Below are 26340 nucleotides of genomic sequence, written 5' to 3'. Positions count from 1 at the left end.
AGGTTATAGGCCGAAGCGGGATTTAACTGCGTTGAAATTAGTAGACACTTCGGATAGCGTCAAGCCTTTCCCTTTATATATTCTAGTAATCGCAACTTTTCCTGAATGATTACGATTTGTAAAGCCATCTAAGGCCCCTATTCTAGAATTACCTAAAGCCGTTAAAGAGCCTACTAAAGAGTAACTGAGTTTTTCAACTCCATCCAGATAGATTTTAGCATTACCATTTATCCTTGATAAAACAAGATGCGTCCAATTGTTTGCAGTCAATGGTGAAATGGCTGTCTGAGATGTTAAATGACTAGCTCCGTCACTTGAATGAAAAGCATCTAAATTTGAATTATAATACTCTAATCTTAGAGCGGCAAATCCGGAAGCGGTAATACTATTCATGCTGATAAATGTGGAGACATTATTTCCTGTATTAGCATAAATCCACATCTCCACAGTAAAATCGCCTGAACCAAAAGCAAAATCAGTCGTCGCTGGCAAGTTTACATATGAGTCAGTTGTTCCACTCGAATTCCCATTAAAAACTAGAGATCCTTGATTACTTGAATTATAGGTCACACCACCAACTAAGGTTCCATTGTTTCCACTCCCTGATAAATCAGTCCATGTGTTCCCATTCCCATTATAACTGGAAGGATTCCCCGCATCTAAATTTAACACTAGACCATTGGTCACAATATTTGGTGCTGAGAATGTAGTTGTAAATGTTTGTTCAGCAGTTCCATAAGAAATGCCTTGAGCATTGGTTGCAAACGGTCTAAAATAATAAGTAGTTCCTTCAGTTAATCCTGTTAAGGTTGTTGTAAACGAGCCAGCGCCTGAACCTGTGGTTATACTAAAGGTGGACGAACCCGCACTTGTTCCATACACAAATCCTCTTGCACTAACTTGTGTCATTCCCTCGTCGGTTACGTTCCCGGCAACAACTGCAGAAGTTGTACTAATGGAAGAAGCAGGCGTAGTAGTTGCTAAAGCTGGAGTAGTGGATGGGTTTAGTACTACAGTACGAACGGGTCTAACTAATAAATTCCAGGCTTTTGAATCTCCTCCAGTATACCCATCACTAAATCTTATTGAAATACCCAAAGTGTTAGTTGAACTTGGTTGATCTATTTCTGAGGAAACCCAATATCTATCTGCGGAAAACCCTCCTATTGCGTTTCTATTTTGATATAACTTGCTAAATTCATTCTTACTCGGTAAATACCAGTCTGTGTAGGTGCCATCAGTATAATTTCTTGCAAGTTTTGCGGCATAGTTTCCATTTCCATAAGCACTTATAATGGCATTTGTATTTGAAAGACCTGCTCCAAGTGCTTCATAAGTTGAACCGATCAATCCCACTCGTTGCGCATTTCCAGTTAGTCCTCCAATTGACCACTTTTCAGTGCCTCCTGCTAAACTTCCTATTTGATCCGCATTTGCAGCAATCAATACTGGAATAGTTGTTGAGGTATATCCAGGATCCCCATTTTGGTATACATAGGCAACTTTGCCCCCGCCTAAACTAGAACCAACTAATGGAATTACCAAAGTTGGTGTGGTTGTAAATGTTTGAACCGCTCCATAACTAGTGCCTTTGCTATTAGTTGCATAGGCTCTTACATTATAGGTAACTCCTGCGGTTAATCCATTTAATGAACTTATGAAAGTACCAATACTAGTTCCATCTGTTGTTTTGTTATCGGCTATTGTGGGTGTATTTGAAGTAGCACTCCAACAAATACCAGAAGCCAAAATAGGTGCACCACCATTGTCTGTGATAGTTCCTCCACTGCTTGCTCCATATCTTGAAATAGTTGAAACAACAGAAGTTGCAGAGATAGTGGGCGTAAAGATGCTAGGTGCCACATACTTGTTTTGTCTGCTGAACATAATCCGCTGTCCATTAGAAATGAAGGCGGTGAGGAGGAGGAGGAATATCAGGAGGTGGAATTTTTTCATCTTAGTATTTAGAATGAACGAATTGCTCTAACATTGCCATAGCCTCCATTATTAAACATGGACTTAGCATTTGGAAATACATTAAAAATGTTTGAAGTAGTACTATTTGTTCGAATATATACAGTAAATGCATCCGTTAAATTTATTTCCGTTGAGGTCCAATAATCTTTATTTGGGCCATTTAAGGGTGTGAAACTATTGTTTGCTAAAACTTGAGGATAATTATTTGCAAGTAGGTGATATTCGTCTACGGAGCCTAAATACCAATCATCGTAAAGAACTCCATCTGATAAAATACTATATTCATTTGCATATCTTGCTGCATATTTATTCCCATTACCCAAGCCTTGTGATGCAAGAATTAATAAAGTATTTTTCTTACCTGCACCTACACCACCGCCTGAAATTGTGGTAAATGCCGTTTGATTACTTGTAGATGCGCCCCCACTTCCATTATAAGCTAATGTATTCGTTGCAGTACCTGCAGAAAATCTTCCAATCGTACTATTATTGCAACACTGATCCGTAAGAGAAACGATCAAACCGTGTGCACCATTATCCCAGGTATAGAAGACGACTCCACCCCCATAAGATTCTCCAATGGTATGCGTGTTACTACTTCCACTAGAAGGTGTAGGGATATTTAAAGTCGTGCCCGATAAAGTGGCAGCACCTGTGCCTGTTGTAGTTATTGTAATAGGTGCTTGGTAATCCGTACCAGCAATTGCGATGGTTGGTACACCTGTGGCAGTGGTATTTTTTAAGATACCAGTTGATAAACCAGCTAACGAGGTTCCATTTATTTTCACAACAGTAGATGCATTACCTACACTCGTAACATCACCAGTTAAATTAGCATTGGTTGTTACAGTTGCCGCATTCCCAGTAGTATTTTGATTCAAAGTTGGAAAATTTGTTAGGTTAGCTGCACTGCCATTTGGTGCTAGATAATCAGTGCCGGCGACAGCAGCTGTCATTGCGTTAGTTCCATTTCCTTTTACAAGTCCTGTTAATGTTGTAGCTCCTGTTCCCCCGTTCGCAACAGCTAAAGTGCCCGTGACATCAGAGGCTAAATTAGTGGATCCTGATGAAACAGCTTGGCCATAACCTTGACCTATATTCCAATAATAATTTGTACCGTCATAATAAAAATTGACAATGTCTATTGCGTTAGCAGCGGTAGACAAATCAATAGTTGTACTTGAAGTGGAGCCCAAAACTTTATTTGTAGTAGAAGGTAACGTGATGGTTCTACCTCCCGTAGCATCTTGTGTCAAGACTAATGTTCCGTATGATCCAGTAGCAGGAGTGGCTGTAAAACTTAATGTTCTATTTCCTCCCAAAGTAACGCTGGCATTTAACCCTAATGACGGATTCCAAGAAATCGTTGAACCATCCGTTAACGCTTGCGGTGTCGATGCATAGATAGGAGCAGTTACTGCTCCAGAAAATGTAGGTGAAGCAAGCGGTGCTTTTGAATTTATAGCGGTAGAATTAGCAGTGATACTAGCAGTATTTGACGTTACATTATTTGCCAAAGTTAATTCAGCAGCTGTTGCTCTTGTCGTTTCAGTAGCGATAGCTGTAGAATTAGCTGTGATACTTGCCGTGTTTGCATTTACTGTAGCTGTTAACGTCGTTACATCTGTTGCAGATGCCTTTAATGCTAACCCAGGAACAGTTGGAGCTGTTGCCGTTCCGCCTAAATCACCCGCTAATCGAATGATACCTTTTGTATTTGCATCCGCATCAGTAACGTTACTAGACCCGCCTCCTGACTGAACACGCGCATCTACATAATCTTTCACTGCCTTAACACTCGGATATTTTACATCAGAGGTGCCATCCGAATTAACATTTAGGCTTTTATTTGCAGCGTTCTCTTTTAAATTTAACGAAGTTGCAACAGTAGCCCCATTTGCTTTTAATGCCAAAGCACTTGTGATATCGGAAGAGTTAGCTTTTAAATCTAAAGCACTTGTTACATCTGCCGTATTAGCCTTTAACGCTAACCCCGCCGTCACATCACTAGCATTCGCTTTCAAATCCAGTGCCGCTTGCGTAGCCGCCGAAATCGGCTTCGCCACATCCGACGTATTATTCACTTGATCTAAACCTAGATTCGCCCGCGCATCTGCTGCGGTTGTCGCACCCGTTCCACCACCAGAAATAGCGAGTATTCCGCCTAGTTTACCTGCGGTTTCTGCGAATAATGCGTAGGGATTATAGTTCAGTTTTTGCTCTGAAATCTTGGTGTAGGAACCCCCTTGATCAAAGCTCACATAGACATAAAGACTCTTTTGTGAACTATCCCAAACCAAAGAATTAAATGAAGTAGAAGAAACAGATCCGATCAATAAGTTCACCAGACCATAGTTGTCTGTTTTCGTTTTCTGAACCTCTTCGAACTGCAAGGTGGATCCGTTGTAGATGCTAAATTTCATCCACACATCGCCATTGACTAAAGGCTGGCCAGAAATGTCCTGACCAGGAATTTCAATCTTTGCAGGATCGAGAATAACGGCTTGGTAGGAGAGACCCTTTTGGGAAAAACCTACGTATGAAACCAAAAGGAAAATAAGAGAGAATAGATACTTTTTCATAGAACAAATTATTTACTAAGGCACAGGCCGATGCTAAATGTTGATGGAATGAAGTTTAAAGTCGAGCTACCGAAATTGTAGCTGTCTAAATGCTGGTATTTAACAAACACGCCCACCTGTGGGCTGATTTGTTTCGTCAGCTCAAACGAGTAACCGTACATGGTACGAAGCGAATTGAACTGGTCATCGTTTGCTAAGTCCACGTAGCGGTTTAATAGAAATTGATTACCGTTAACCATGGTAGAAACCGATGCATTCGCTTTGGCGATAAACGAAATGCCTTTTCCTAAGGAAAGCTTAGGTCCGATGCCAGTGTTAAGACCGATGAAATCAGTCGCATACGAAAACGGAATGTTTTGCACATCGCCTACGTTATTGAACTGGTTGTAGTTGATGCCGAAATCATACAAGAACGATTTCGAAAGAGACGCCTCGCGAGACAGACTCAAATGCAATCCCGAAGACGGGCGCAAGAATGACGGATTCGAACCCGCTGAATTGGCGAAGACAAATGACGTAATGTTAGAGCCTACAGCGAACTTATAGCTCTGGGCGAAACAAGAAACGCTAACAAGTAAAAGGAGTAAAATTCTTTTCATATACTAATCTTTAATGAGTTGTTTAGTGATGACTTGGTTCCCACTCACGAGGCGTAGGATATATTTGCCTGAACGCAGGCGATCAAAATCGAGAAGTTGAACTTCGCTCAAGTTTGCCGCAATCTCAGATGACCACACGCGCAACCCATCTATGGAATACAATTCTACTTGACTGGGTGAGGCACTGGAACGAGAGAGTTTCAAGCGAAACTGAGAAGTAAATGGATTAGGGAAAACGTCTAATGAAACCGGTACATTATTCTCAATCGAACGACCCGCAAAACGGGCTGATGGTTGCAAGAATCCTTGACGCATAATGTAGCCGCCAGCTGGACTTGTTCCTGTTACCACGGAGGATTGCCCGATCGACTGCAAATAGGTCGAACTGCCTATTACGGAGGATAGGGTGGAGATCTTGACTGGGCTAGTTTGGGCTAGACAAACAGTGGATAAAAGAGTGAATAGGAGTATTCGCACGCACATTTTTGGCAAAATTTTTCACAAAAAACGTGCTTTGAGTTGCCATAAGACAACTATATAATACAGAAGCGGTTTGAAATATAAATTTTCGGACAACTAATTAAATAGGCCTAGTTCGAAAAATTATATTTAAGACTAAATTGCCGTACAATACATAAAGCGATGTTATTTACCTCCGTTGTTCTTGTCTTAATCGTCTGTTTTCTGTTGCTGATTAATAATTGGTCGCTGAATAAAGGGATCATCTACCTTGTTTCAGGCATTCTAATTATTTGTGCCAGGGAATTATCGATGCTGTTGTCGATGTCATCAGGGCATACGAATATATTCACTTTTCTGATTATTCATTTTGACCCTTTGGCCTCCTTAGCTGGGCCTTTGCTCTATTATTTTTTTAAAAGCTTAGTCAAAGGGAAACTCGTTATTGATTATTACTTCCTACTCTTTGCAATACCTGCATTGGTTGTATTAGCCAATACCCTACCCTATTATTTCTTTCCTTGGGAGAGCAAAATGGCTTATTTTACACAATTGCAGCTGCACATCCCATATATTCTGCCAAATCATTTCCCCTCCCTATTATTCCCTTATCACTTCCAGCGTTCGTTTATTGCGATCTGCAATTTAGGGTTCATTATTTTTGCGTTGAGGTACTTAATCATCCAAAAAAGGAACAGTACCGTTTACATGAAAAAGAAGTTGACGCAACTCATCAATCACTTTTTGTTGATTGTGCCTTTAGTTGTGCTACCTCTTTGGGGCTTGGTGATTTATGCCACGTCGCTATCGACGACTGATCAAGGCTTAGTGTTTCGAAATAAGGTCTTTATTTCAGATGGGTATTTGTATTATTTTATCTTGATTATGCCCATCAGTTTTCTGTTCATGCCAAAATTCCTCTATGGCGATCAAAACAAAGCCTCACTTTGGGATAAATTTATTTTGACCTATAAGCGGATGACTGTGCAGGCCAAAGGTTTTCAGGAAGCCCCCCACGAAAAATCAGAGGATCTAGATCGAATCGTCGCTTACATTGAAACCGAAAAACCTTATTTGAACACGACTTTTTCATTGCACGATATTTCCCGTACTTTGAACATCCCTCACATCCGAGTAACCACCTGTTTTAGCAAGCAACTCAAAGTCCCATTCCCCGCCTATCGAAATAAATTACGCGTCGAACACGCCACAGACCTCTTCCGATCGGGCGCCCATCTGACTACGTCCATTGAGGGAATCGCCGCGATGTCTGGATTTAAGAGCAAGTCCATTTTTTATACCGCTTTCAAAGCGGTTTACGGGGTGAATCCGATGGAGTGGATGAAGGAGAATTTGTAGTGATTCTAAATTTGTCTTGCAGCACTCTTAATTTTTGAATTAAGTCTTCAAATGCTGGCGCCTTACCATAAATCATATTCAGCTTCATCTTTTCATAGTCTTCCTCATATCTCTCTAAAATAGGGTTTGGCGGAAGAAATGAAATACTTTGCTTACCATGATTTTTATAATCTATCCCCGTTTGTCTAATATAGTGCTGCCTATGTGCGATAATTCGATTGTAGAGTGACGTGTCATTTAAAGCGATTTCAGCATAAATGGATTCACTTAAGAGAAACAAGTCATATAAATGCCTCGACATTCTTAAGTGGCGTATTTCTGAAGCATTTTTTGTGAATTCTTCATGCAATAAGAATACCTTTTCTAAAAGAGTAATTGTAGGCTCGATGGATCGTACTTGAAATGGGTCGCCTAGGTCTAATTGGGGGAGTAAGCTTCCTACTAGAGAAGTCAATGGCCTCATTTGGGTCCCTTCTTTGATGGATCTAGCGCTCACCTCTACTTTTATTGTATCGGGTAAGTATTCGACATTATCTAAGATCGAAACATATTCAATAACAATTTCTTGTGGGTCCACTGTATCTTTTCTTATTTCTGGGATAGGTGTGGCCTTACATGTAAATAGTGCTGCAGGTACTTCCATTTCGATAAGAGTTTTTTCTAGCTCTTCTCTAAAGTCGCTGCTGACGAATTCGCTGGATATTCTTTTAAGTTTTTTGATTTGGGAATAGGATAAGTCTTCTCCAAATCCGTAAAATGATCTATCAATTGACAAATCAATATCCTCTGAAAACCTTTCAATAATCTGCCACGCCTTACTTAAAGAAGTGCCGCCTTTGAAGTGTAATTGTGTGGCAAATTTGGTTTTAAACACGGCTTCTAATACCATTGTAACCCAAAGGTCCTTCTCAAGTGCCTTCTCATTTATCCTACTTAGAGCACTCGCTTGTTGCAAGATTATCCTACGATCTTCTATCGCTAGCTTAAACCATTTCATCAGCTGGGAATTTAGAAATGATCGAATAAAGCTCTTTTGCAATCCAGGAAGGAGCAAGCATCATATCATTTTCTAACAGCATGGCATCTTCTTTTTTTAGGAGTCCCTTTATTTTACTAGCAAGCGTTTCATCAAATTCACTTTGCCCCATTTCATCCATTGCCAGAATGATTAGGGAACTGATGGGACCCTTTAAGGCTAATTTTTTAGGACTGGCACTTTTAAAATGAATCTCATTTTCCGCTACATGGTATGTTCTAGGTTGGCCATTGGTGATGTAGACATGCCTAGTAGGGACTTGTTCAGATAACCCTAGTTTATTCAACGCACTCATTCCGGTAGGCTTAATTTGTATGTGATCTCTAGATGCAATGGCATTCGCTATCATCTCAAGAGATGGCTTAATTCTCCCTATCAAATGGTGAAATTGTGGAATAAAGTAAACCCCATTTGCCAGTCTTTCAATGGTATTTTCTTTCACTAATCGAGATAGAGCCATTTTAATGGCATCGTCTGTTCCGAGCATTCGAAATTCTGCAGGGAAAAAAATATCTCCGGGGGTCTTCGAATTAATCTTGTCTAGAATTGCTTGGTGTACGCTCATAAATCAAAGGTAAGTCTTTTGTTACTAATTTATATAAAAAGGTAACAAATGTTTTTTAAATTATCAGCTTGAGGCGATTAATTTCGCTAATCGCCTCAAAAAATGATTATATTTGAGGCGATTACACTTCCTAATCGCCTCATCATGTACAATTGGCAACGTGTTTCTTGGCCCCATTTTGAATTCGACACGAATCGTGTCGAGCCGCAAATCTTTGCATTTATGCAGAAATCAGGCGAATTGAGCGGTAAATTAGCTGCTTTGCCAGTGGAGGATCGGACGGAAATGATGATTCAACTGATGGTAGCGGAGGCTTTAAAGACGTCTGCCATTGAGGGGGAACACTATAGCGAATTAGATATTATGTCTTCGGTTCGCCGAAATTTAGGTTTAGCTAGTCCGCATTTGCCTAAAAATAAGGATGTTATTGGGCTGAGTGAGATGTTAATGGATGTGCGGAATTCGTTTGCTGAGCCATTGACGGAGGAGCGGCTGAAGCTTTGGCATACAAAATTAATGGGAAATAGGCCTCAGATAAACGCGGGCGAATGGCGGACGGATGAGGCGCCGATGCAGATTGTTTCTGGGTCTGTCGCTCGGCCTACCATTCATTACGAGGCTCCACCGTCTTCGCGTGTTCCACCCGAAATGGCGCAATTTTTACAGTGGTTTAACGAGACCGCTTGGATGGCGCCACCCGTTAAGGCGGCGGTCGCTCACTTGTATTTCGAGTCGATTCACCCGTTCGAGGATGGCAATGGCCGCATCGGTCGCGCCATCGTGGAGAAAGCGCTTTCGCAGGGTCTTCAATGTCCCTTGCCTTTTAGTATTTCCAAAGCCATCGAGGCAAACAAAAAGGCCTATTATCACGCCCTCCAGCAAGCAGAAAAAGGGCTTAACATCACAGATTGGATCGAGTGGTTTGTGCAAACTCTTTTAGAAGCCCAAACCTTCGCAGACCAACTCATCCAGTTCACCATTTCGAAATGGCACTTCTTCGCCGTCTTCGAACACCAGCTGAACGAGCGCCAAAACAAAGTCATCAACCGCATGCTAGCAGCTGGCCCCGACTCTTTCCAAGGCGGAATGAATGTCCGCAAATATGTGGGAATCACGGGAACCTCCAGAGCCACCGCCTCCCGTGATCTTCAGGAGCTCGTTACTATGCAGGTTTTTACGCCAGTGGGGGCGGGGAGATCGGCGAGGTATGAGTTGGTTTTTTGATCAATAAAAATCCCAACGGAAAAGATCCATTGGGATTGAGGTGACCTTTGTTCTAATGAACCCTTAATGTTATTAAAATTGTCTGATGGGGATGACAAATTTCAGTGCCGAGTTATCATTCCAACTTGTAGTTGAACCGGCATCTGACGACTTGAAATAATAGGCATATCCTTGATTTACTTCTGTGGAACTCCAATAGTCATGGCTCGCATTAAATCCTGAACCTGAAATCAGAGATAAACTCGAATACAAAATTCCTAATTCATAAATGGATGGTAGGTACCAATCGCCATATACTGGAGTAGATGCGTTAGATGCGTTTGCGTATTGCTGTGCAAGCATTGCAGCATATATATTGTGGTATTGAGGATCAGGTGCATACATAAACGCCTGTTCATAATAACTTGTTCTGGCTATGATATTCGTTGTATTTAACATTCCCGCACCTAAACCTGATCTAAAGGCAGTAGCAACGTACCCTGTTCCTGGTATAAATTTCACCCCTGTTGTACTCGTAAAATCGAAAGGTCCTTTATTCCCTAATTCATTTTTAGCCGCGATTAAGCCATGGTTGCCATTGTCCCAAGTATAAAAGACGATGCCGCCTCCATATGATTCACCTACGGAGTGTGTATTACCTCCCGAAGCTGCTGTTTTCCAAGCAACGGTTCCACTGCTTGTTACACTCAAAACTTGATCTGTTGTTCCAAGTGAATTTGGATAAGTAACTGTTCCGGAAGTAATTGTTCCACTAGTATTTAAATTGCTTGCATATATATTCCCATTGACACCTAATCCCCCCGCAACGGTTAAGGCACCTGTTGTTTTGCTGGTAGATGCGGTAATGGGGTAAACAGATACTTTGGATGGACTGATTTCTAAATAGGGGTCAGCTGTGGAATTGGACGTTGCTATTCGGAATTTCAAGGTGGCAGATCCACCACTATCTGGGTTATCACTAAACATCCCCGTATTTCTAGCCCAATCTCCTCCTACAAAGGAGAAGCCCACCGCAGCGTTGTACGAAGAACCTGCTGTTGCTCGAATAGAGGTTAGCCAGGCAGGCACGTTGTTTTCCATGGTCAATACCGTACCATTATTTCCTTTTGCTAATCTAGTGCCTGTTCCACTCGCACCCCCGTAAAGTAGATCACCCGCAGTGGTCATCGGAGATAAGGCATCGAAAGCAGTTGTTTTAGTCGTTGCACCAGTCCCCCCTTTTGCTATTGCAACTGTGCCAGACATTGTATTTGCATCCGCTACAGATGTTACGGTTGTCCAAGTGAGAGTTCCGTTCGCACTAGTACTCAATACTTGCCCAGAAGTACCGGGAGTCGAAAGCCCAGTTCCACCATTGGCAATACCAATTGTCGAAGTGGTACTTAACACCCCACTTGCACTATTAGTTACAATCCCAGCTGTAGATAACGATGGAACAGTAAGATTGCCATCTTTGGTAAAGGTTAAAGATGACGTTGCTAAGGCTTCTAAGGTTAAGATATTAGAGGTGGGAGCAGCATTGTAGGCTGGAGTATTCACTTTTGTGACAGCAAACCCATTAGAGGATAGATCTGAAATGGTAGCTGATGTAGGCGCTAAAAGAAGTTGCGTGCCTGTGATATTACCAATGGTGGCAGGAGGATTAAAGTAAGTAGTTCCTACTGTCGTCCCGAACGAATAAACATTTGATCCTTTCACAACGCGTAAATTAGCGACCTTCCCATCGTATTTGTTACCTCCTGCAATTATGGGACCTGAATTGATTTCACTACCCCCTATTAAGTAGGCGGAAATACCCGATTTAGTACCTCTACAAATACCATTAATAAAGAGTGAAATATCATTTCCATTGCGCATTAAAACAATGTGATTCCAGGTATTAGGAGAGATTAAAGAATTGGCAGTTGTTACTACTCCATAGGGGTCATAATTTGTTCCATTATTAATATTAAATCTCATTGCTCCCAAGGTATTCGCTAGTCCAAAAAACAGATTCCAACTAGGCGCTTGTAGATAAACATCTGCTAATTTCAACGATGCCGGATTTATCCAGCATTCAATCGTGAAATTGCCTGTTCCGTAATTAAAGGCTTCGTTATTGGCCAAAGTTAAATATTGACTCGACCCATCAAAGGAGACACTTCCCACATTTTGAGGTACAACTTTACTAGTTGATAAACTCACATCAGAACCTGTAGCAGAAGTACTAGGTACTGCCCCTAAAGCACTTAACGAAGTCCAAGAAAGCGTCCCGCTCCCTGTGGTACTTAAGACGTTTCCGTTTATACCATGAGCATTAGGATAGGTTACCGTTCCAGCTGTTAGTGTGCCTGATGTTTTTACATTTTGAATAGGTGTAGAACCATTGGTACCATCAGCCCCCACTTGTATGGTGTTGCTTGCTGTTACTACTGCGCCTGAACCAATGGCAGTTGAATTTGAAATGGAAACATTGGTTGTTGCAATGGCATTATACCCAAGAAAAGTATTGTTAGTCCCTTGATTTGAACTCGAACCTGCATTTACTCCCACTGCTGTACTATAAGAAACTGCCCCTGAGTTCCTTAACGCATTTTCACCAATGGCTACATTGTATGTACCACTATTACCCGTCATGGTGCCTGATCCAATGCCAATGGAATTTTCGCCCGCATTAGTCCAAGGTCCAATGATGATACTGCTGGTATTTCCACCATTACCTTTTCCGATGGTGACACCATTTGAAACGATATTATTTGAAAATGTTTTCGTTCCTCCTATGGCAGTCTGATTAGTTGAAAGGTCGACAAAGTTTTGGGAAGTTGAACCTGTCCCCCCGTGTGCGATATCAATGGTAGTTGCACTCCAAGTACCAGTGGTTACGGTTCCTATTGCAGTGATATCTGTCCCTATTAATTTTGAAGCAGTAATGCTGCCCGCTAATTTGGCATTCGTAATACTTGCATCAGCAACACTTGCTGAAGAGGCCTGATCTCCCGCTGAAACATAATAGCGCTGCGCCCCATTTATTTTTACTGCATATACATTCGCGCTTCCTCCGGGAGGAATAGTAAATGTCGTTGACCCGGCATAACCGGATGTATTCGTGTAGAAACGAGCGGTTGATAACGTATTTGAGGTTATAGTTCCGCCAGAATAGTTAACAATTGTGCAATAAAAACCATCGGAAAGTGATTCTGGGAAAACGGGTTTTTGGGACCATTGTGAATAAATAATATTCCCCGAATTCGCGTCGGTCAAAATACCCGATGTAGGCATTACATATTCCGCATTTTTCAAAGGCTTGAATAAAAGGGCTTTTTGAGCTAAGGCTAATTTAGTTGCGGTAATACTTTGTGTATTGGAATTAACCGATGACTTTAACATGTTAATGTCTGCGGTGTTTGTGGCATTACCCGTTAATACAGCAGTCGCCACAAATTCGCGTGAAGGCTTTACATCGATGGCTGCCTGCGCAGACGTAGAAATAGGTTTATCCGCATCACTTGTATTATTTACATTGCCTAAACCCAGGTCAGATTTAGTTAACGAAACACTTCCCGTGTAGCCATTAACGGTTTGAACCGGAGGGGCAGGTGTTAATAATTCGATCCAATTTGTTATTACACTAGGATCAGCTTGCGCTAATACATAATTTTTATTGACATCTGTTCTGATGACTACACTGCCTACCAACGCAGAACTTAATGCAAGCATTTGAGCTTGACTTCCTAAAACTTTAACACTTGAAAAGGAGATTGCAGGAATTTGATCGGTAGGAATTTTTCCTGAAGCGTTTAAGCTGGCAGTTCCATTAGCTACGCCCACTTTATTCGCGTCTAGTTTTAAATTTAATGCTGCATTAGCATCTGTAATGTTTTGTTTTAACGCCAAAGCTGTTCTAACAGTAGCTGTATCAGCTTTCAAATTTAAAGCAGTCTGGGTTGCAGATGAAACCTGCTTATTAACATCAGAAGTGTTATCTACGTTTGCTAATCCAATATCTGATTTAACTAGATTAACAGATCCTATATACCCATTAACGGTTTGTACAGGTGCTCCAGGAGTTAATAATTCGATCCAATTAGCTAATGTGCTCGCAGGTAATGCGCTCAAAACGTAATTTTTATTAGCATCTGTTCTTACCGCAATACTTCCCACGGTTGTATTAGATAAAGCAACCATAGCGGCATCACTAGCTACCACACTTGTTGATGATATAGTTACGGGGGGCAATTGGTTCGATGGTATTATCCCAGATGAATTTAGCGTTGCTATTCCGTTTGCCATTCCTTTTTCTGAGGTATTTAATTTAAGTGCCAAAGCAGCTGAAACATCACTCTCATTAGCTTTCAAACGTAAACCGGGAACCGTAGGCGCCGCTGCCGTTCCACCTAAATCTCCTGCTAATTGAATCTTTCCTTTTGTATTCGCATCAGCATCTGCGATATTAGCTGCCGCCACTTGTGTGACCACGAATGTTTTGATGGTACCTGTGTCTGCTTTTGCTGCTAATGCTGCGGTCATGTCCGCCGTATTAGCTTTTAACGCTAATCCCACCGTAACATCGCTAGCATTCGCTTTCAAATCCAATGCCGCTTTAGTTGCTGTCGAAACCGGCTTCGCCGCATCCGACGTATTATTCACTTGATCTAAACCTAGATTCGCACGGGCATCCGTGGCCGTTGTCGCGCCGGTGCCGCCGCCAGAAATGGCCAGTGTTCCATTTAATTTTCCGGCTGTATCCGCATAAAACGTATAGGGATTGTAATTCAGTTTTTGGTCCGAAACTTGGGAATAAGAACTCCCTTGATTAAAGCTTACATAGACCCTCATGCTTTTTTGCGCGGCATCCCAAACCAGCGAATTAAATGAAGCAGAAGACACAGAGCCGATCAACAAATTGACTAGGCCGTAATCGTCGGTTTTCGTTTTTTGGACCTCTTCAAATTGCAAAGATGATCCATTGTAGATACTGAATTTTAACCAAACCTCCCCATTCACAAAGGGCTGGCCAGCGATGTCTTGTCCCGGTAATTCAATCTTGTTAGGATCGAGAATGACGGCTTGGTAGGAGAGTCCTTTTTGGGAAAAACCTACATAAGAAACGAATAGAAAAATAAGGGAAAATAGAACCTTTTTCATAGGAGTATTATTTGCTGAAGCTTAGGCCTAGGCTGAAAGTCGATGGAATAAAGTTGAGGGTAGAGCTACCAAAATTGTAGCTATCCAAATGCTGGTATTTTATAAAAACGCCTACTTGAGGGTTGATTTGTTTCGATAATTCAAAGGAATAACCATACATCGTTCGCAGCGAATTGAATTGATCATCACCAGCTAAATCCATGTAATGATTTAAAAGAAATTGATTCCCGTTGACCATCTTGGAAACGGAAGCATTTGCTTTGGCGATAAATGTAATCCCTTTTCCTAGATTCAACCGAGGACCGATGCCCGCACCTAAACCAATGAAATCGGATGCATAGGAGATGGGGATATTTTGTGCATCGCCTACGCTATTAAACTGGTTGTATAGAATGCCAAAATCGTACAATAAATTCTTTGAAAGGCTCGATTCCCGTGTTAGACTGGCGTGTAAGCCGGATGCCGGTCGCAAAAAAGAGGGATTCGCACCTGCGGAATTGGTGAAAACAAAGGAGGTAATATTTGATCCTATAGAGAACTTGTAAGTCTGCGATACAGCGGGAAAACTTAGTAAAACCAGGAGTAGAATTCTTTTCATGAAAGTTTGTGGAACAGTCTTTTGGAATAGCTTTGCTACAAATGAAACAACTTGTCTTACGCTAAAGAGTGAAATAGAATTTTAAATACTTTGGAAAAAATTAAATCGTATAACTAGTAATAGGAGATACTATGTGATAAATTTTTTTTAGTAGTAAATTCGATTATGATATACACATCTATGCTTTTGCTACTGCTGATCGCAATTATTTTGTTGATTAATCACTGGAATCAACATAAAGGCATTGTATTTTTAGTTTTTGGAATACTTATTGCTAGCATTCGACTGCTGACTTTTTTGTTGATTAATGTACAGACTGATTTTGAAGTACTAGCACTGGTTTTTTTACACACAGATCCGCTTATGTGCTTAATTGGCCCTACTTTATTATACTATTTCAAGAGTTTGATTTTCCCCAAAATGGTGTTTAAGCCCACCATGCTTTTACACTTAATACCAGCACTTATAGTCTTTATAAATACTATACCTTTCTATTCTGTGCCATTTGCTGATAAAGTAACATTTGTAGCCCAGGTTGTGTTGGACGATTCAGTGGACGTTGATAGCTTTTCTCCCCTTTTGTTTACTTATAAATTCCAAAAAGTAATTCCCCCTATCATCAGTATTTCATACTTTCTGTTTTTTCTTTTTTATGGACCTAAATTAAAGCGGGAGGGAAATGTATACATAAAGAAAAAGGTATCCCTCTTGATTAATCGAATGATGATTATCCTCGCTATTTGTATTATACCTGCTGTATTATTAGTAGCCTATTCCTCTTACAAGGCTTCCATAAACGCAAATGAATTTACATTTGCGTATGCGAACATCGCCTTTAAAAACAATAGCTACTTCTATTTATTTACACTAATTATGCCCATCAGTTTTTTCCTTTCACCATCCATGCTTTACGGAGAATCGGATAGCAGAAATAAATTAGATCGGATATATAATGACCTAAAAATCTTGTTAAGTTCAGAAAATGGAGGAGGCCAAAAGACCATCCCAAAGTCCGATGACCTAAACCGGATCATCTTTTTTATGGAGGATAGTAAGCCTTATTTAAAGAACAATTTCTCCTTGCATGATATTTCCCGGGCGATTAATATTCCCCATGTTCGGGTGACCAATTGCTTTAATAAGCAATTGAAAATCTCTTTTCCAATCTACCGAAATCGACTTCGAGTTCAGTACGCAACCTCAATGCTTCGAGATGGCGCCCATTTACATATGTCGATTGAAGGCATTGCGATGAAATCCGGATTTAAAAGTGCCTCCACTTTTTATTTGGCTTTCAAGGCAGAATATGGGGTAACGCCTATTGATTGGATTAAGGAAAATTTGTAGGTTAAAGGCCGAATCGTGCTTTAACGGCTTTGTAATTTTCTAAGGCTTGATTGGCGGTTAAGCCATTGCCCTTATATACTCTTACAATAGCAATTATACCACTGTAGGATCCATAGCTACTTCCAGAAGTCATAGAACCAATGGTATTTAAACTTGATCCGGGCGTATTCGATTTAAGTGAGGGGGCGCTGGCCACAGTTATTTTACTTACCCCATCCACATATATTATTAAGTTATTAGAGACTCTGGATAGTAGTATTTGATGCCAATTATTTCGTGTAAAATCTACTTGAGAATTTTGGAAATTCACGTCCCATGATGTGAAAGCGGAAGATTGCAATAAGCTAATTTGTCCATCAGATTGACCTGATTCTAATCGTAAAGCAGACCAGCCACTTGACAAGGTGTTTAACGAAATAAGCGTTTGGTATGCTGCGATAGGTTTAGCCCAAATTTCAATGGCAAAATCACCAGAAGTAAAATTGAAATCAGTTGAAGTAGCAGGCAAAGAAATTCCATTGCCAACTGAAAGCTGTAAATAACCTCCGTTTACAGCATTATAGGAGTAGGGGCTTAGAATAGTGCCATTGTTCCCATTCCCTGTTAAATCTGTCCACATATTCCCGCTGCCTGAATAACTTAGCGGATCTCCCGCATCCAAGTTCATTACCAATCCAGTTTTAAGAATTTCAAATGGAAATGGCGGTACTACATAATTATTATTCCTTCTAAAATTAGATTGCTGAGCATTGGAAGTAAGTGCAGAAAGAAAGAAAAATAGGGGAAGAAGTTTTTTCATTGTAGAGTTTTAAAAAGAACGAATAGCTCTTCCAGCATATGGTGTCCAATTGCCATTTAAATTTGTCAAAACTCCGTTTGAAAAATTTATACACTTGAATGCAAATGGATCATTATCGTCATTAGTTGAACTAATTAGAATACCCGATCCCAAATTTAATCCAGTCGTATTTCTTGCATTGTATAGAAGACGTAATTGAGCGTAAGTTGGGGCTCTCCAATCTAAAAATAAGTTACCACCATTTGTTGTGTTATAATTATCATGCCAAGTAGGATCGGTGCTTCTATTGATAAAATCATATGGTGCTGTATTCCCAATGTTTTCCTTTGCTGCAATCAAACCATGAAATCCTCCTGCCGAAATATAAAAAATAATTCCACCTCCATAAATTTCACCTACAGTATGTGCAGTACCTGCCCCGCCGCTAGATGGCGATGCCCAGCTTGCAGATCCGGTAGCATTAATTGTAAGAACCTGTCCAGCAGTTAAATTATGTGCATTTGGATAAGTAACAGTTCCTGCGGTCAAAGTACCATTCGTTTTAACATTGGACACTGTCGTATTACCTAGTTGAATAGTATTATCCGCAGTGGATATTGCACCATTTCCTATCGATGTGCTATTAGAATAAGTACCAGTTGTTGCACTATTCCCAAGTGCAATCGAATTAGCACTTGCCACTGAATTTTTTCCAATTGCAATTGAATTTGTGCCTTGTGAAACTTGGCCTGCAGCAAATCCAATTGCAATTGAATTAGCTCCTTGTGAAACCTGGCCAGCACCACCTCCAATTGATACGGAATTAGCGCCTTGCCCACTCGAGCCTGCTACATATCCAATAGCCACAGATTGAATTCCTTGATTTGAATTACCTGCTGCTGCTCCAATTGAAATGGCATCGCTTGCTTGGTTCGTTTGGCCAGAATTTTGTTGTCCTATGGTAACACCATTGCCACTTAGCCCCAATGCATTCCTAATACCTAAGATAGTTGTTTGACCTGTTCCTCCATTTGTTAATGCAACTGTACCTGAGAGAGTACTTGTATTTACGGTAGAAGAAACCAACGGAATATTTAAAGTAGTGCCTGATAATGTTGCAGAACCTGTCCCTGTAGTAGTTAAGGCTATAGGTGCTTGGAAATCGGTTCCTGCAATGGCTGCTGTTAAAGCACTTGTTCCATTCCCTTTTACAATACCTGTTAAAGTGTTCGCACCTGTTCCACCATTTGCCACCGGTAATTTCCCAGATACACTAGATGATAAATTTGTTGTTCCATTTATCCCGTATCCTTGGCCTATATTCCAAAAACAATTAGTGCCATCATAATAAAAATTCAAAATATCTGTTGCACCTGAAGCTTCAGACAATGCAATAGAAGTGGTAGAATTGGATCCCAATACTTTATTCGTTGTAGAAGGTAATGTGATGGTCCTACCCCCTGTCACATCTTGCGTAATTACTAAAGTTCCATAAGATCCTGCAGCTAGAGTAGATGAAAAACTCAAGGTTCTGTTACCACCCAAGGTTACGCTGGCATTCAATCCGTTAGCAGGATTCCAAATTATAGTAGCTGCATCAGTTAATGTTTGTGGAGTAGAAGCATATATAGGCGTATTAACACTTGTTGCACTCATTGCGCCTGAATTAATTGCACCTGTAGTTACTGTACCCGTAAAAGTTGGAGATTCCAATGGCGCTTTTAAATTAATTGAAGCAATATTTGAAGTGATGCTTGAAGTGTTTGAACTAACATTATTCGTTAGTATTAATTCAGCTGCGGTTGCTCTTGCAGCTTCAGTTGCTATTGCTGTAGCATTCGCAGTGATGCTCGACGTATTAGATGCAACATTTGTATTTAGAGTTACAATAGCAGAAGCATTCGAAGTAATGCTTTGGGTATTTGTATTTACTCTGTTCGTTAGTGTAGTAAAATCTAAGGCGTTTGCTTTTAATGCCAAAGCGGTAGTTACATCTGCCTCATTCACTTTTAATGCTAATCCCGGTACAGTAGGAGCATCCGCAGTTCCACCTAAATCTCCTGCTAATTGAATCTTTCCTTTTGTGGAGGCATCCGCATCTGTTATGGTACTTGACCCGCCTCCTGACTGAACACGAGCATCAACATAATCTTTCACGGCCTTGACACTCGGATATTTTGTATCTGAGGATCCATCCGCACTTACATTTAGGCTTTTATTTGCAGCGTTCTCTTTTAAATTTAACGAAGTTGCAACAGTAGCCCCATTTGCTTTTAATGCCAAAGCACTTGTGATATCGGAAGAGTTAGCTTTTAAATCTAAAGCACTTGTTACATCTGCCGTATTAGCCTTTAACGCTAACCCCGCCGTCACATCACTTGAATTCGCTTTCAAATCCAGTGCCGCTTGCGTCGCCGCCGAAACCGGCTTCGCCACATCCGACGTATTATTCACTTGATCTAAACCTAGATTCGCCCGCGCATCTGCTGCGGTTGTTGCGCCTGTTCCACCACCAGAAATAGCGAGTATTCCGCCTAGTTTACCTGCGGTTTCTGCGAATAATGCGTAGGGATTATAGTTCAGTTTTTGCTCTGAAATCTTGGTGTAGGAACCCCCTTGATCAAAGCTCACATAGACATAAAGACTCTTTTGTGAACTATCCCAAACCAAAGAATTAAATGAAGTAGAAGAAACAGATCCGATCAATAAGTTCACCAGACCATAGTTGTCTGTTTTCGTTTTCTGAACCTCTTCGAACTGCAAGGTGGATCCGTTGTAGATGCTAAATTTCATCCACACATCGCCATTGACTAAAGGCTGGCCAGAAATGTCCTGACCAGGAATTTCAATCTTTGCAGGATCGAGAATAACGGCTTGGTAGGAGAGACCCTTTTGGGAAAAACCTACGTATGAAACCAAAAGGAAAATAAGAGAGAATAGATACTTTTTCATAGAACAAATTATTTACTAAGGCTCAGGCCGATGCTAAATGTTGATGGAATGAAGTTTAAAGTCGAGCTACCGAAATTGTAGCTGTCTAAATGCTGGTATTTCACAAACACGCCCACCTGTGGGCTGATTTGTTTCGTCAGCTCAAACGAGTAACCGTACATGGTACGAAGCGAATTGAACTGGTCATCGTTTGCTAAGTCCACGTAGCGGTTTAGTAGAAACTGATTACCGTTAACCATGGTAGAAACCGATGCATTCGCTTTGGCGATAAACGAAATGCCTTTTCCTAAGGAAAGCTTAGGTCCGATGCCAGTGTTAAGACCGATGAAATCAGTCGCATACGAAAACGGAATGTTTTGCACATCGCCTACGTTATTGAACTGGTTGTAGTTGATGCCGAAATCATACAAGAACGATTTCGAAAGAGACGCCTCGCGAGACAGACTCAAATGCAATCCCGAAGACGGGCGCAAGAATGACGGATTCGAACCCGCTGAATTGGCGAAGACAAATGACGTAATGTTAGAGCCTACAGCAAACTTATAGCTCTGGGCGAAACAAGAAACGCTAACAAGTAAAAGGAGTAAAATTCTTTTCATATACTAATCTTTAATGAGTTGTTTAGTGATGACTTGGTTCCCGCTCACCAGACGGAGGATATATTTGCCTGAACGCAGGCGATCAAAATCGAGTAGTTGAACTTCGCTCAGGTTTGCAGCAATCTCGGATGACCACACGCGCAATCCATCGATCGAATACAATTCTACTTGACTAGGTGAGGCATTGGAACGAGAGAGTTTCAAGCGAAAGTGAGAGACGAATGGATTAGGGAAAACATCTAAAGAAACCGCAACATTATTCTCAATCGAACGACCCGCAAAACGTGCGGATGGTTGCAAGAATCCTTGACGCATCACATATCCACCAGCAGGACTAGTGCCTGTCACCACGGAAGATTGCCCGATGGACTGCAGATAGGTCGAACTACCTATGCCGGAGGAAAGGGTGGAGATCTTGACAGGGCTAGTTTGGGCTAGACAAGTGAAAGTAAGTAGGAAGAGAAAAGCGATTCGAATGAGCATTTATTTTTCTAAATGCACAAAAAACGGGCTTAGATTTTGATTCTGGTTTATTGTCTGAAAAAAGGAGTAGTGAAAAATCCTATTCGCACACTTGCTTTGTTTTAGCGTAGTATGTTTAAATTTTTTATAGACTACATTTGAGTGTTCTAAATAATAGTCTCCGATGGCGTATTCATCTTTACTACTAGTGGTATTTATTTCGGTGATTTTGTTATTTAATCATTGGAATCAAAATAAGGGGGTTATCTATTTAGTCATTGTTCTGATTGCTACTAGTATTCGACAATTTGCTTTATTGCTTTTTTTCTCTGAAGAACGAACGGGATTAGCCGTTTATGTATTTACGAATTTTGATCCCCTTTTTGTCTTGATTGGCCCTCTCACATATTACTATTTTAGGTCAATTATTAAAGGGAAAATTGACTATAGTTTATTAGCATTACTTCACTTAATTCCTTTCCTGCTAGTGGTATTAAATACTTTGCCTTACTACATTTCTCCTCTGATAGATAAAATAGAGCTAGCTAAATATAGTCAAAAAAGTGATTTAATTCCTGTACCTCATCTGTTCATAAGTGGTAAAATTCAGAAAACAGTCATTGCATTTATTAATCTATCTTATGGCATCAATTCCATTTATTACATCCTTAAATTTAAGAAATCTGGGAATGGATATATGAAAAAAAAGGTATCCATTTTATTGAGTAAATTATTGATGATTTTAGCTATCACATTGATAACCTATTTGCTTACTTTTGGCTATATATTTTTTACTTTTTCTGGAGAAATTTCTAAGTCGCTGAATCAATCACACTTTTTAGTATTACTTATTTTGCCCCTCAGTTGCTTTCTTTTTCCTAGTTGGTTATATGGAGAAAGTGGCAAAAGGAGTTTATTTGATCGGTTTCATCAAGCGCTAAAAATTACATTTAGCGAGACAACAATTAATGATTTAGATGGTAATGAAAAATCTGAAGATTTGAATCGCATAATAAATTACATAAATGAAAGCAAGCCCTACCTAAATGATAGTTTCACGCTACATGATATTTCTCGCGCTTTGAATATCCCGCGTGTTCGAGTTATCAATTGTTTCAACAAGCAACTTCAAGTATCATTTCCTGTTTATCGGAACAATTTGCGAATTGACTACGCGACTTCCTTGCTTTTAGTGGGTGACCACGTAAATACCTCTATAGAGGGCATAGCTTCGAAGGCAGGATTTAAGAGTAAGTCCACATTCTACATAGCCTTCAAGTCAATGCATGGCATTACGCCGGTGGAGTGGATTAATAAGAATTTGTAAAATATATCCGCAAATACGCTCGCAATTATCCCCTCTAACACCGCAGGTTTTTCAGTAAATTTTGTGCATTTTGCGCTTTAAAAGGCGTAAGCCTTTGCTATAAAAGCACAAGCCTCTAAATAAAATTACATGATACACACGATGCGTTGGTTCGGTCCGAACGATCCGGTTTCCTTGATGGATATTCGTCAATCCGGATGTACAGGAGTCGTTACCGCATTGCACCAAATTCCGGTGGGGGAAGTTTGGCCTATCGAATCCATTCAAGAACGTATTTCGATAATCGAAGCGGGGAATCAGGATTGGACGCCTTTGCATTGGTCGGTGGTGGAATCACTTCCGGTGCATGAGGGGATTAAGAAAGCCTTGCCGTCTCGCGCGCAACTCATCGAAAATTACAAAACATCTTTACGAAATCTGGCGGCTTGCGGCATTAAAACTGTTTGCTATAATTTTATGCCCGTGCTCGATTGGTCGCGGACGAAATTGAACTTCGAGATGCCGGATGGGGCACGCGCTTTGCGTTTTGTTTGGACGGATTTCGCGGTGTTTGATTTGCATATTTTACAGCGTCCGGGCGCCGCTGCGGATTATACGCCGGCGGTTCAGGCTGTGGCTTCACAGCGTTTCGCAACAATGTCTTCCGAAGAAAAAGCAGAGTTGAAAAACACGGCACTTTTAGGTCTTCCCGGTTCTGAGGAGGCCTTTCATTTAGCCAATTTCCAAAGTCTTTTAGACGAATACAAAGATATTTCAGCGGATCAATTGCGCGAGAACTTGCATTACTTTGTGCGTTCGATTGCGCCTTTGGCACAAGAATTAGGCATTAATCTGTGCATCCACCCAGATGATCCGCCGTTCCCCTTATTGGGCTTGCCGCGGGTGGTGAGTACGGAATCGGATTTGGCGGCATTGATGGACGCGTCCCCGGAACGTGCGAACGGCATTACTTTCTGCACTGGTTCTTTAGGAGTGAGAGCGGATAATGATTTGCCAGGGATGGTTCGTCGCTTCGCAGATCGCATACATTTCTTGCATTTGCGGACCACTTTTAGAGAACAAAATGATCCGTTGATTTTCCACGAGGCTCCGCATTTAACGGGTGATGTGGATATGTTTGAAGTAGTGAAAGCGGTGGTGGAAGAAGAAAAAAGAAGAGGCGGAGAACAGATTCCGATGCGCCCAGATCACGGTCACCAAATGTTAGATGATTTGAAAAAGAAAACCTACCCGGGCTATTCGGCGATCGGACGATTGCGCGGTTTAGCGGAAATCCGCGGACTAGAATTAGCGATTCGCTCTTTTTTAGCAGTGTTTTTTGTGGTCTGCAGTTTTGCCTTGAAGGCGGACGATGGCTATCGCTTGTGGTTGAAATTTGACAAAGTCGCATCCGCGGCTCGCTATGCGCCGTATGCAAAATCGATCTCATCTGAGTTTGCCTCGACGCCCATTCTAGAGACAGCGAAGAAAGAATTAACGAATGGCTTGAAGGGTTTGACGGGGGTGGCGCCTGTAAGCCTAGCAAAGAATGGAAGTATTCAATTCGTGAAAGACCCGAGCTTAAAAGAAGAAGCTTTCAGCATTGTTGCAGGGCCGGCGGTGCAAATCAAAGCGAGCTCTGACCGCGGGATTTTGTACGGGGTTTTCGAGTTATTAAGGATGATTCAGCAGGAGAAGCCTTTGGCAAACTTCAGCTCATCGCCCAAAGTCAAATTCCGCATGTTGAACCACTGGGACAACGTGATGGGCACGATCGAACGCGGATACGCCGGGCAATCGCTGTGGAAATGGTACGAATTGCCGGAAACGGTCGACCCGCGCTACACGGATTACGCCCGGGCAAACGCGTCCATCGGGATCAACGCGGTCTCCGTGAACAACGTGAATGCCTCGGCGCGGTTTATGACGCCGGAGTATTTGGCCAAAGTAAAAGTGCTCGCAGACGTGTTCCGCCCGTACGGCATCAAGCTATTTTTATCCGTGAACTTTGCCTCGCCTAAATTGGTGGGGAAATTGAAAACCTCGGATCCGCTAGACCCGCAAGTGCGCGCTTGGTGGACGGCAAAAACGAAAGAAATCTATGCGCAGATTCCGGATTTTGGAGGCTTCTTAGTAAAGGCAAATTCTGAGGGCGAACCGGGTCCACAAGAGTTCGGTCGCACACACGCGGACGGCGCGAATATGTTAGCGGAGGCGGTGCAACCTTTTAATGGAATTGTCATTTGGCGCGCGTTCGTGTATGCACCTAATCCGAAGGGCGACCGTTTCAAAGAAGCCTATAACGACTTCAAACCTTTGGATGGAACCTTTGCGAAAAACGTGATTGTTCAAGTGAAAAATGGCCCGATCGACTTCCAACCTCGGGAACCATTTCATCCACTTTTTGGTGCGATGCCGAAGACGCCTTTGGCCTTAGAATTCCAAATCACCCAAGAATACACGGGTTTCAGCACGAACGTTTTCTACCAATCCATCCTCTTTAAGGAATGTTTGGATTCAGATACCTACCAAAACGGGAAAGGCTCCACCGTCGCAAAAGTCATCGACGGCAGCCTGGGCAACGACCAAATCACGATGATGGCGGGCGTGGCAAACACGGGTTCCGACAGAAACTGGACAGGTCATTTATTGTCGCAGGCAAACTGGTATGCATTCGGCCGACTGGCTTGGGATCACACCTTGAGCTCGGAGAAAATTGCCGACGAATGGGTGAAGCAGACGTTGACTCACGACGACAAAGCAGCAAAAACGGCTTCGGATATTCTGATGAAATCCCGCGATACCTATGTGAAATTCACGACCCCTTTAGGCTTGCACCATGTGATGGGCCAAGGGATTCACTGGGGCCCGGAGCCTTGGCTCGAGCGTAGCCAACGTCCGGATTGGACCTCGATTTATTATCACCGCGCGGATTCTGTTGGCTTAGGTTTTGACAGAAAAGCGTCGGGAAGTAACGCCTTAAGTTTATACCATCCAGCGGTCGCGCAACAGTGGCTTGATCCTGCGAAAACCGATTTGAATTATCTATTGTGGTTCCACCACGTGGGTTGGAAAGAGAAGTTATCTTCTGGGCGCACGCTTTGGGATGAATTCTGTTACCGCATGAATTCCGGTTTGCAGGAAGTGAAGGATTTGCAAAAAGACTGGGATTCGTTGCAAGGCAAGGTGGATCCGGAGATTTTTGCGGACGTTCGCGGACGTTTAGCGGCGCAACAACGGGAGTCGGTTTTGTGGCGCGATGCGCATTTATTGTACTTCCAAACCTATTCGAAATTACCGATTAGCTACGGGACGCCCACGCGGACTTTGGCAGAAATAAAAGAAATTGTACGTATTTACCAACTGAAATAAG

The 26340-nt window shown here is 41.7% G+C and carries 17 protein-coding genes; 5 read left to right on the top strand and 12 right to left on the bottom strand.

All coding sequences use genetic code 11. From position 1 onward, the window contains the following. Window positions 1-3 precede the first annotated feature (3 nt). Genes SKC37_RS06700 through SKC37_RS06685 form a run of 4 tightly spaced genes read right to left on the bottom strand, consistent with a single transcriptional unit; the run spans window position 4 to window position 5635 of the window. On the bottom strand, window positions 4-1956 hold the full coding sequence (locus SKC37_RS06700) for a LamG-like jellyroll fold domain-containing protein (RefSeq protein WP_377980733.1): 1953 nt from the start codon (window positions 1954-1956) through the stop codon (window positions 4-6). Window positions 1957-1964: 8 nt separating this feature from the next. Beyond that, on the bottom strand, window positions 1965-4559 hold the full coding sequence (locus SKC37_RS06695; RefSeq protein ID WP_377980732.1) for a beta strand repeat-containing protein: 2595 nt from the start codon (window positions 4557-4559) through the stop codon (window positions 1965-1967). Between the two features lie 8 nt (window positions 4560-4567). After that, window positions 4568-5158: a hypothetical protein gene (locus SKC37_RS06690; protein WP_377980731.1), complete on the bottom strand. Its 591-nt coding sequence runs from the start codon at window positions 5156-5158 to the stop codon at window positions 4568-4570. Window positions 5159-5161: 3 nt separating this feature from the next. Beyond that, window positions 5162-5635, bottom strand: a complete 474-nt coding sequence (locus tag SKC37_RS06685) for a T9SS type A sorting domain-containing protein (RefSeq protein WP_377980730.1) — start codon at window positions 5633-5635, stop codon at window positions 5162-5164. 165 nt (window positions 5636-5800) lie between these two features. On the opposite strand from SKC37_RS06685, the gene SKC37_RS06680 reads away from it, so the two are divergent. Then, the gene (locus tag SKC37_RS06680; RefSeq protein ID WP_377980729.1) at window positions 5801-6976 is read left to right on the top strand and encodes an AraC family transcriptional regulator; all 1176 of its coding nucleotides are present in this window, start codon (window positions 5801-5803) and stop codon (window positions 6974-6976) included. On the opposite strand, the gene SKC37_RS06675 is transcribed toward SKC37_RS06680, so the two are convergent. Next, a complete protein-coding gene (locus tag SKC37_RS06675; RefSeq protein WP_377980728.1) occupies window positions 6924-7973 on the bottom strand; it encodes a nucleotidyl transferase AbiEii/AbiGii toxin family protein in 1050 nt (349 codons plus the stop codon). The genes SKC37_RS06680 and SKC37_RS06675 overlap by 53 nt on opposite strands. Further along, complete coding sequence (locus tag SKC37_RS06670; RefSeq protein WP_377980727.1) at window positions 7960-8577, bottom strand: DUF6088 family protein; 618 nt, start codon at window positions 8575-8577, stop codon at window positions 7960-7962. Before SKC37_RS06670 ends, SKC37_RS06675 begins: the two co-directional genes overlap by 14 nt. Before the next feature lie 102 nt (window positions 8578-8679). Here SKC37_RS06670 and SKC37_RS06665 point away from each other — a divergent pair, with 102 nt between their 5' ends. Next, a complete protein-coding gene (locus SKC37_RS06665) occupies window positions 8680-9801 on the top strand; it encodes a Fic family protein (protein ID WP_377980726.1) in 1122 nt (373 codons plus the stop codon). Between the two features lie 72 nt (window positions 9802-9873). Here SKC37_RS06665 and SKC37_RS06660 read toward each other — a convergent pair whose 3' ends face one another. After that, window positions 9874-14925: a beta strand repeat-containing protein gene (locus SKC37_RS06660; protein ID WP_377980725.1), complete on the bottom strand. Its 5052-nt coding sequence runs from the start codon at window positions 14923-14925 to the stop codon at window positions 9874-9876. Window positions 14926-14932: 7 nt separating this feature from the next. After that, entirely contained in the window at window positions 14933-15523 is a 591-nt protein-coding gene (locus SKC37_RS06655) for a hypothetical protein (protein ID WP_377980724.1), read from the bottom strand. Between the two features lie 720 nt (window positions 15524-16243). Here SKC37_RS06655 and SKC37_RS06650 point away from each other — a divergent pair. Continuing rightward, entirely contained in the window at window positions 16244-16870 is a 627-nt protein-coding gene (locus SKC37_RS06650) for a helix-turn-helix domain-containing protein (protein WP_377980723.1), read from the top strand. Between the two features lies 1 nt (window position 16871). Here SKC37_RS06650 and SKC37_RS06645 read toward each other — a convergent pair whose 3' ends face one another. Genes SKC37_RS06645 through SKC37_RS06630 form a run of 4 tightly spaced genes read right to left on the bottom strand, consistent with a single transcriptional unit; the run spans window position 16872 to window position 21682 of the window. Next, on the bottom strand, window positions 16872-17669 hold the full coding sequence (locus SKC37_RS06645; protein ID WP_377980722.1) for a LamG-like jellyroll fold domain-containing protein: 798 nt from the start codon (window positions 17667-17669) through the stop codon (window positions 16872-16874). 9 nt (window positions 17670-17678) lie between these two features. Then, window positions 17679-20600, bottom strand: coding sequence for a beta strand repeat-containing protein (locus SKC37_RS06640; protein WP_377980721.1), 2922 nt, complete (start codon window positions 20598-20600; stop codon window positions 17679-17681). Window positions 20601-20608: 8 nt separating this feature from the next. Next, window positions 20609-21199 (bottom strand): hypothetical protein, encoded by a 591-nt coding sequence (locus tag SKC37_RS06635; protein ID WP_377980720.1) that lies wholly within the window; start codon window positions 21197-21199, stop codon window positions 20609-20611. 3 nt (window positions 21200-21202) lie between these two features. Then, window positions 21203-21682, bottom strand: a complete 480-nt coding sequence (locus SKC37_RS06630) for a T9SS type A sorting domain-containing protein (protein WP_377980719.1) — start codon at window positions 21680-21682, stop codon at window positions 21203-21205. Window positions 21683-21845: 163 nt separating this feature from the next. Here SKC37_RS06630 and SKC37_RS06625 point away from each other — a divergent pair, with 163 nt between their 5' ends. Both SKC37_RS06625 and uxuA read left to right on the top strand, forming a co-directional pair. Then, the gene (locus SKC37_RS06625; protein ID WP_377980718.1) at window positions 21846-22988 is read left to right on the top strand and encodes a helix-turn-helix domain-containing protein; all 1143 of its coding nucleotides are present in this window, start codon (window positions 21846-21848) and stop codon (window positions 22986-22988) included. Between the two features lie 129 nt (window positions 22989-23117). Then, window positions 23118-26339: a mannonate dehydratase gene (gene uxuA / locus SKC37_RS06620; RefSeq protein WP_377980717.1), complete on the top strand. Its 3222-nt coding sequence runs from the start codon at window positions 23118-23120 to the stop codon at window positions 26337-26339. Window position 26340: the final 1 nt, after the last annotated feature.

Origin of the sequence: Aquirufa esocilacus (assembly GCF_042715595.1) — a bacterium.
Lineage (GTDB): Bacteria > Bacteroidota > Bacteroidia > Cytophagales > Spirosomataceae > Aquirufa > Aquirufa esocilacus.
Note: the sequence above shows the minus strand (reverse complement) of the source record. Positions and strands in the feature narration are given on the sequence as shown.

Coding starts and splice junctions, on each gene's coding strand:
- SKC37_RS06700 (WP_377980733.1), bottom strand. CDS start 1,956: ATGAAAAAATTCCACCTCCTGATATTCCTCCTCCTCCTCACCGCCTTC.
- SKC37_RS06695 (WP_377980732.1), bottom strand. CDS start 4,559: ATGAAAAAGTATCTATTCTCTCTTATTTTCCTTTTGGTTTCATACGTA.
- SKC37_RS06690 (WP_377980731.1), bottom strand. CDS start 5,158: ATGAAAAGAATTTTACTCCTTTTACTTGTTAGCGTTTCTTGTTTCGCC.
- SKC37_RS06680 (WP_377980729.1), top strand. CDS start 5,801: ATGTTATTTACCTCCGTTGTTCTTGTCTTAATCGTCTGTTTTCTGTTG.
- SKC37_RS06675 (WP_377980728.1), bottom strand. CDS start 7,973: ATGAAATGGTTTAAGCTAGCGATAGAAGATCGTAGGATAATCTTGCAA.
- SKC37_RS06670 (WP_377980727.1), bottom strand. CDS start 8,577: ATGAGCGTACACCAAGCAATTCTAGACAAGATTAATTCGAAGACCCCC.
- SKC37_RS06665 (WP_377980726.1), top strand. CDS start 8,680: ATGATTATATTTGAGGCGATTACACTTCCTAATCGCCTCATCATGTAC.
- SKC37_RS06660 (WP_377980725.1), bottom strand. CDS start 14,925: ATGAAAAAGGTTCTATTTTCCCTTATTTTTCTATTCGTTTCTTATGTA.
- SKC37_RS06655 (WP_377980724.1), bottom strand. CDS start 15,523: ATGAAAAGAATTCTACTCCTGGTTTTACTAAGTTTTCCCGCTGTATCG.
- SKC37_RS06650 (WP_377980723.1), top strand. CDS start 16,244: ATGATGATTATCCTCGCTATTTGTATTATACCTGCTGTATTATTAGTA.
- SKC37_RS06645 (WP_377980722.1), bottom strand. CDS start 17,669: ATGAAAAAACTTCTTCCCCTATTTTTCTTTCTTTCTGCACTTACTTCC.
- SKC37_RS06640 (WP_377980721.1), bottom strand. CDS start 20,600: ATGAAAAAGTATCTATTCTCTCTTATTTTCCTTTTGGTTTCATACGTA.
- SKC37_RS06635 (WP_377980720.1), bottom strand. CDS start 21,199: ATGAAAAGAATTTTACTCCTTTTACTTGTTAGCGTTTCTTGTTTCGCC.
- SKC37_RS06630 (WP_377980719.1), bottom strand. CDS start 21,682: ATGCTCATTCGAATCGCTTTTCTCTTCCTACTTACTTTCACTTGTCTA.
- SKC37_RS06625 (WP_377980718.1), top strand. CDS start 21,846: ATGGCGTATTCATCTTTACTACTAGTGGTATTTATTTCGGTGATTTTG.
- uxuA (WP_377980717.1), top strand. CDS start 23,118: ATGATACACACGATGCGTTGGTTCGGTCCGAACGATCCGGTTTCCTTG.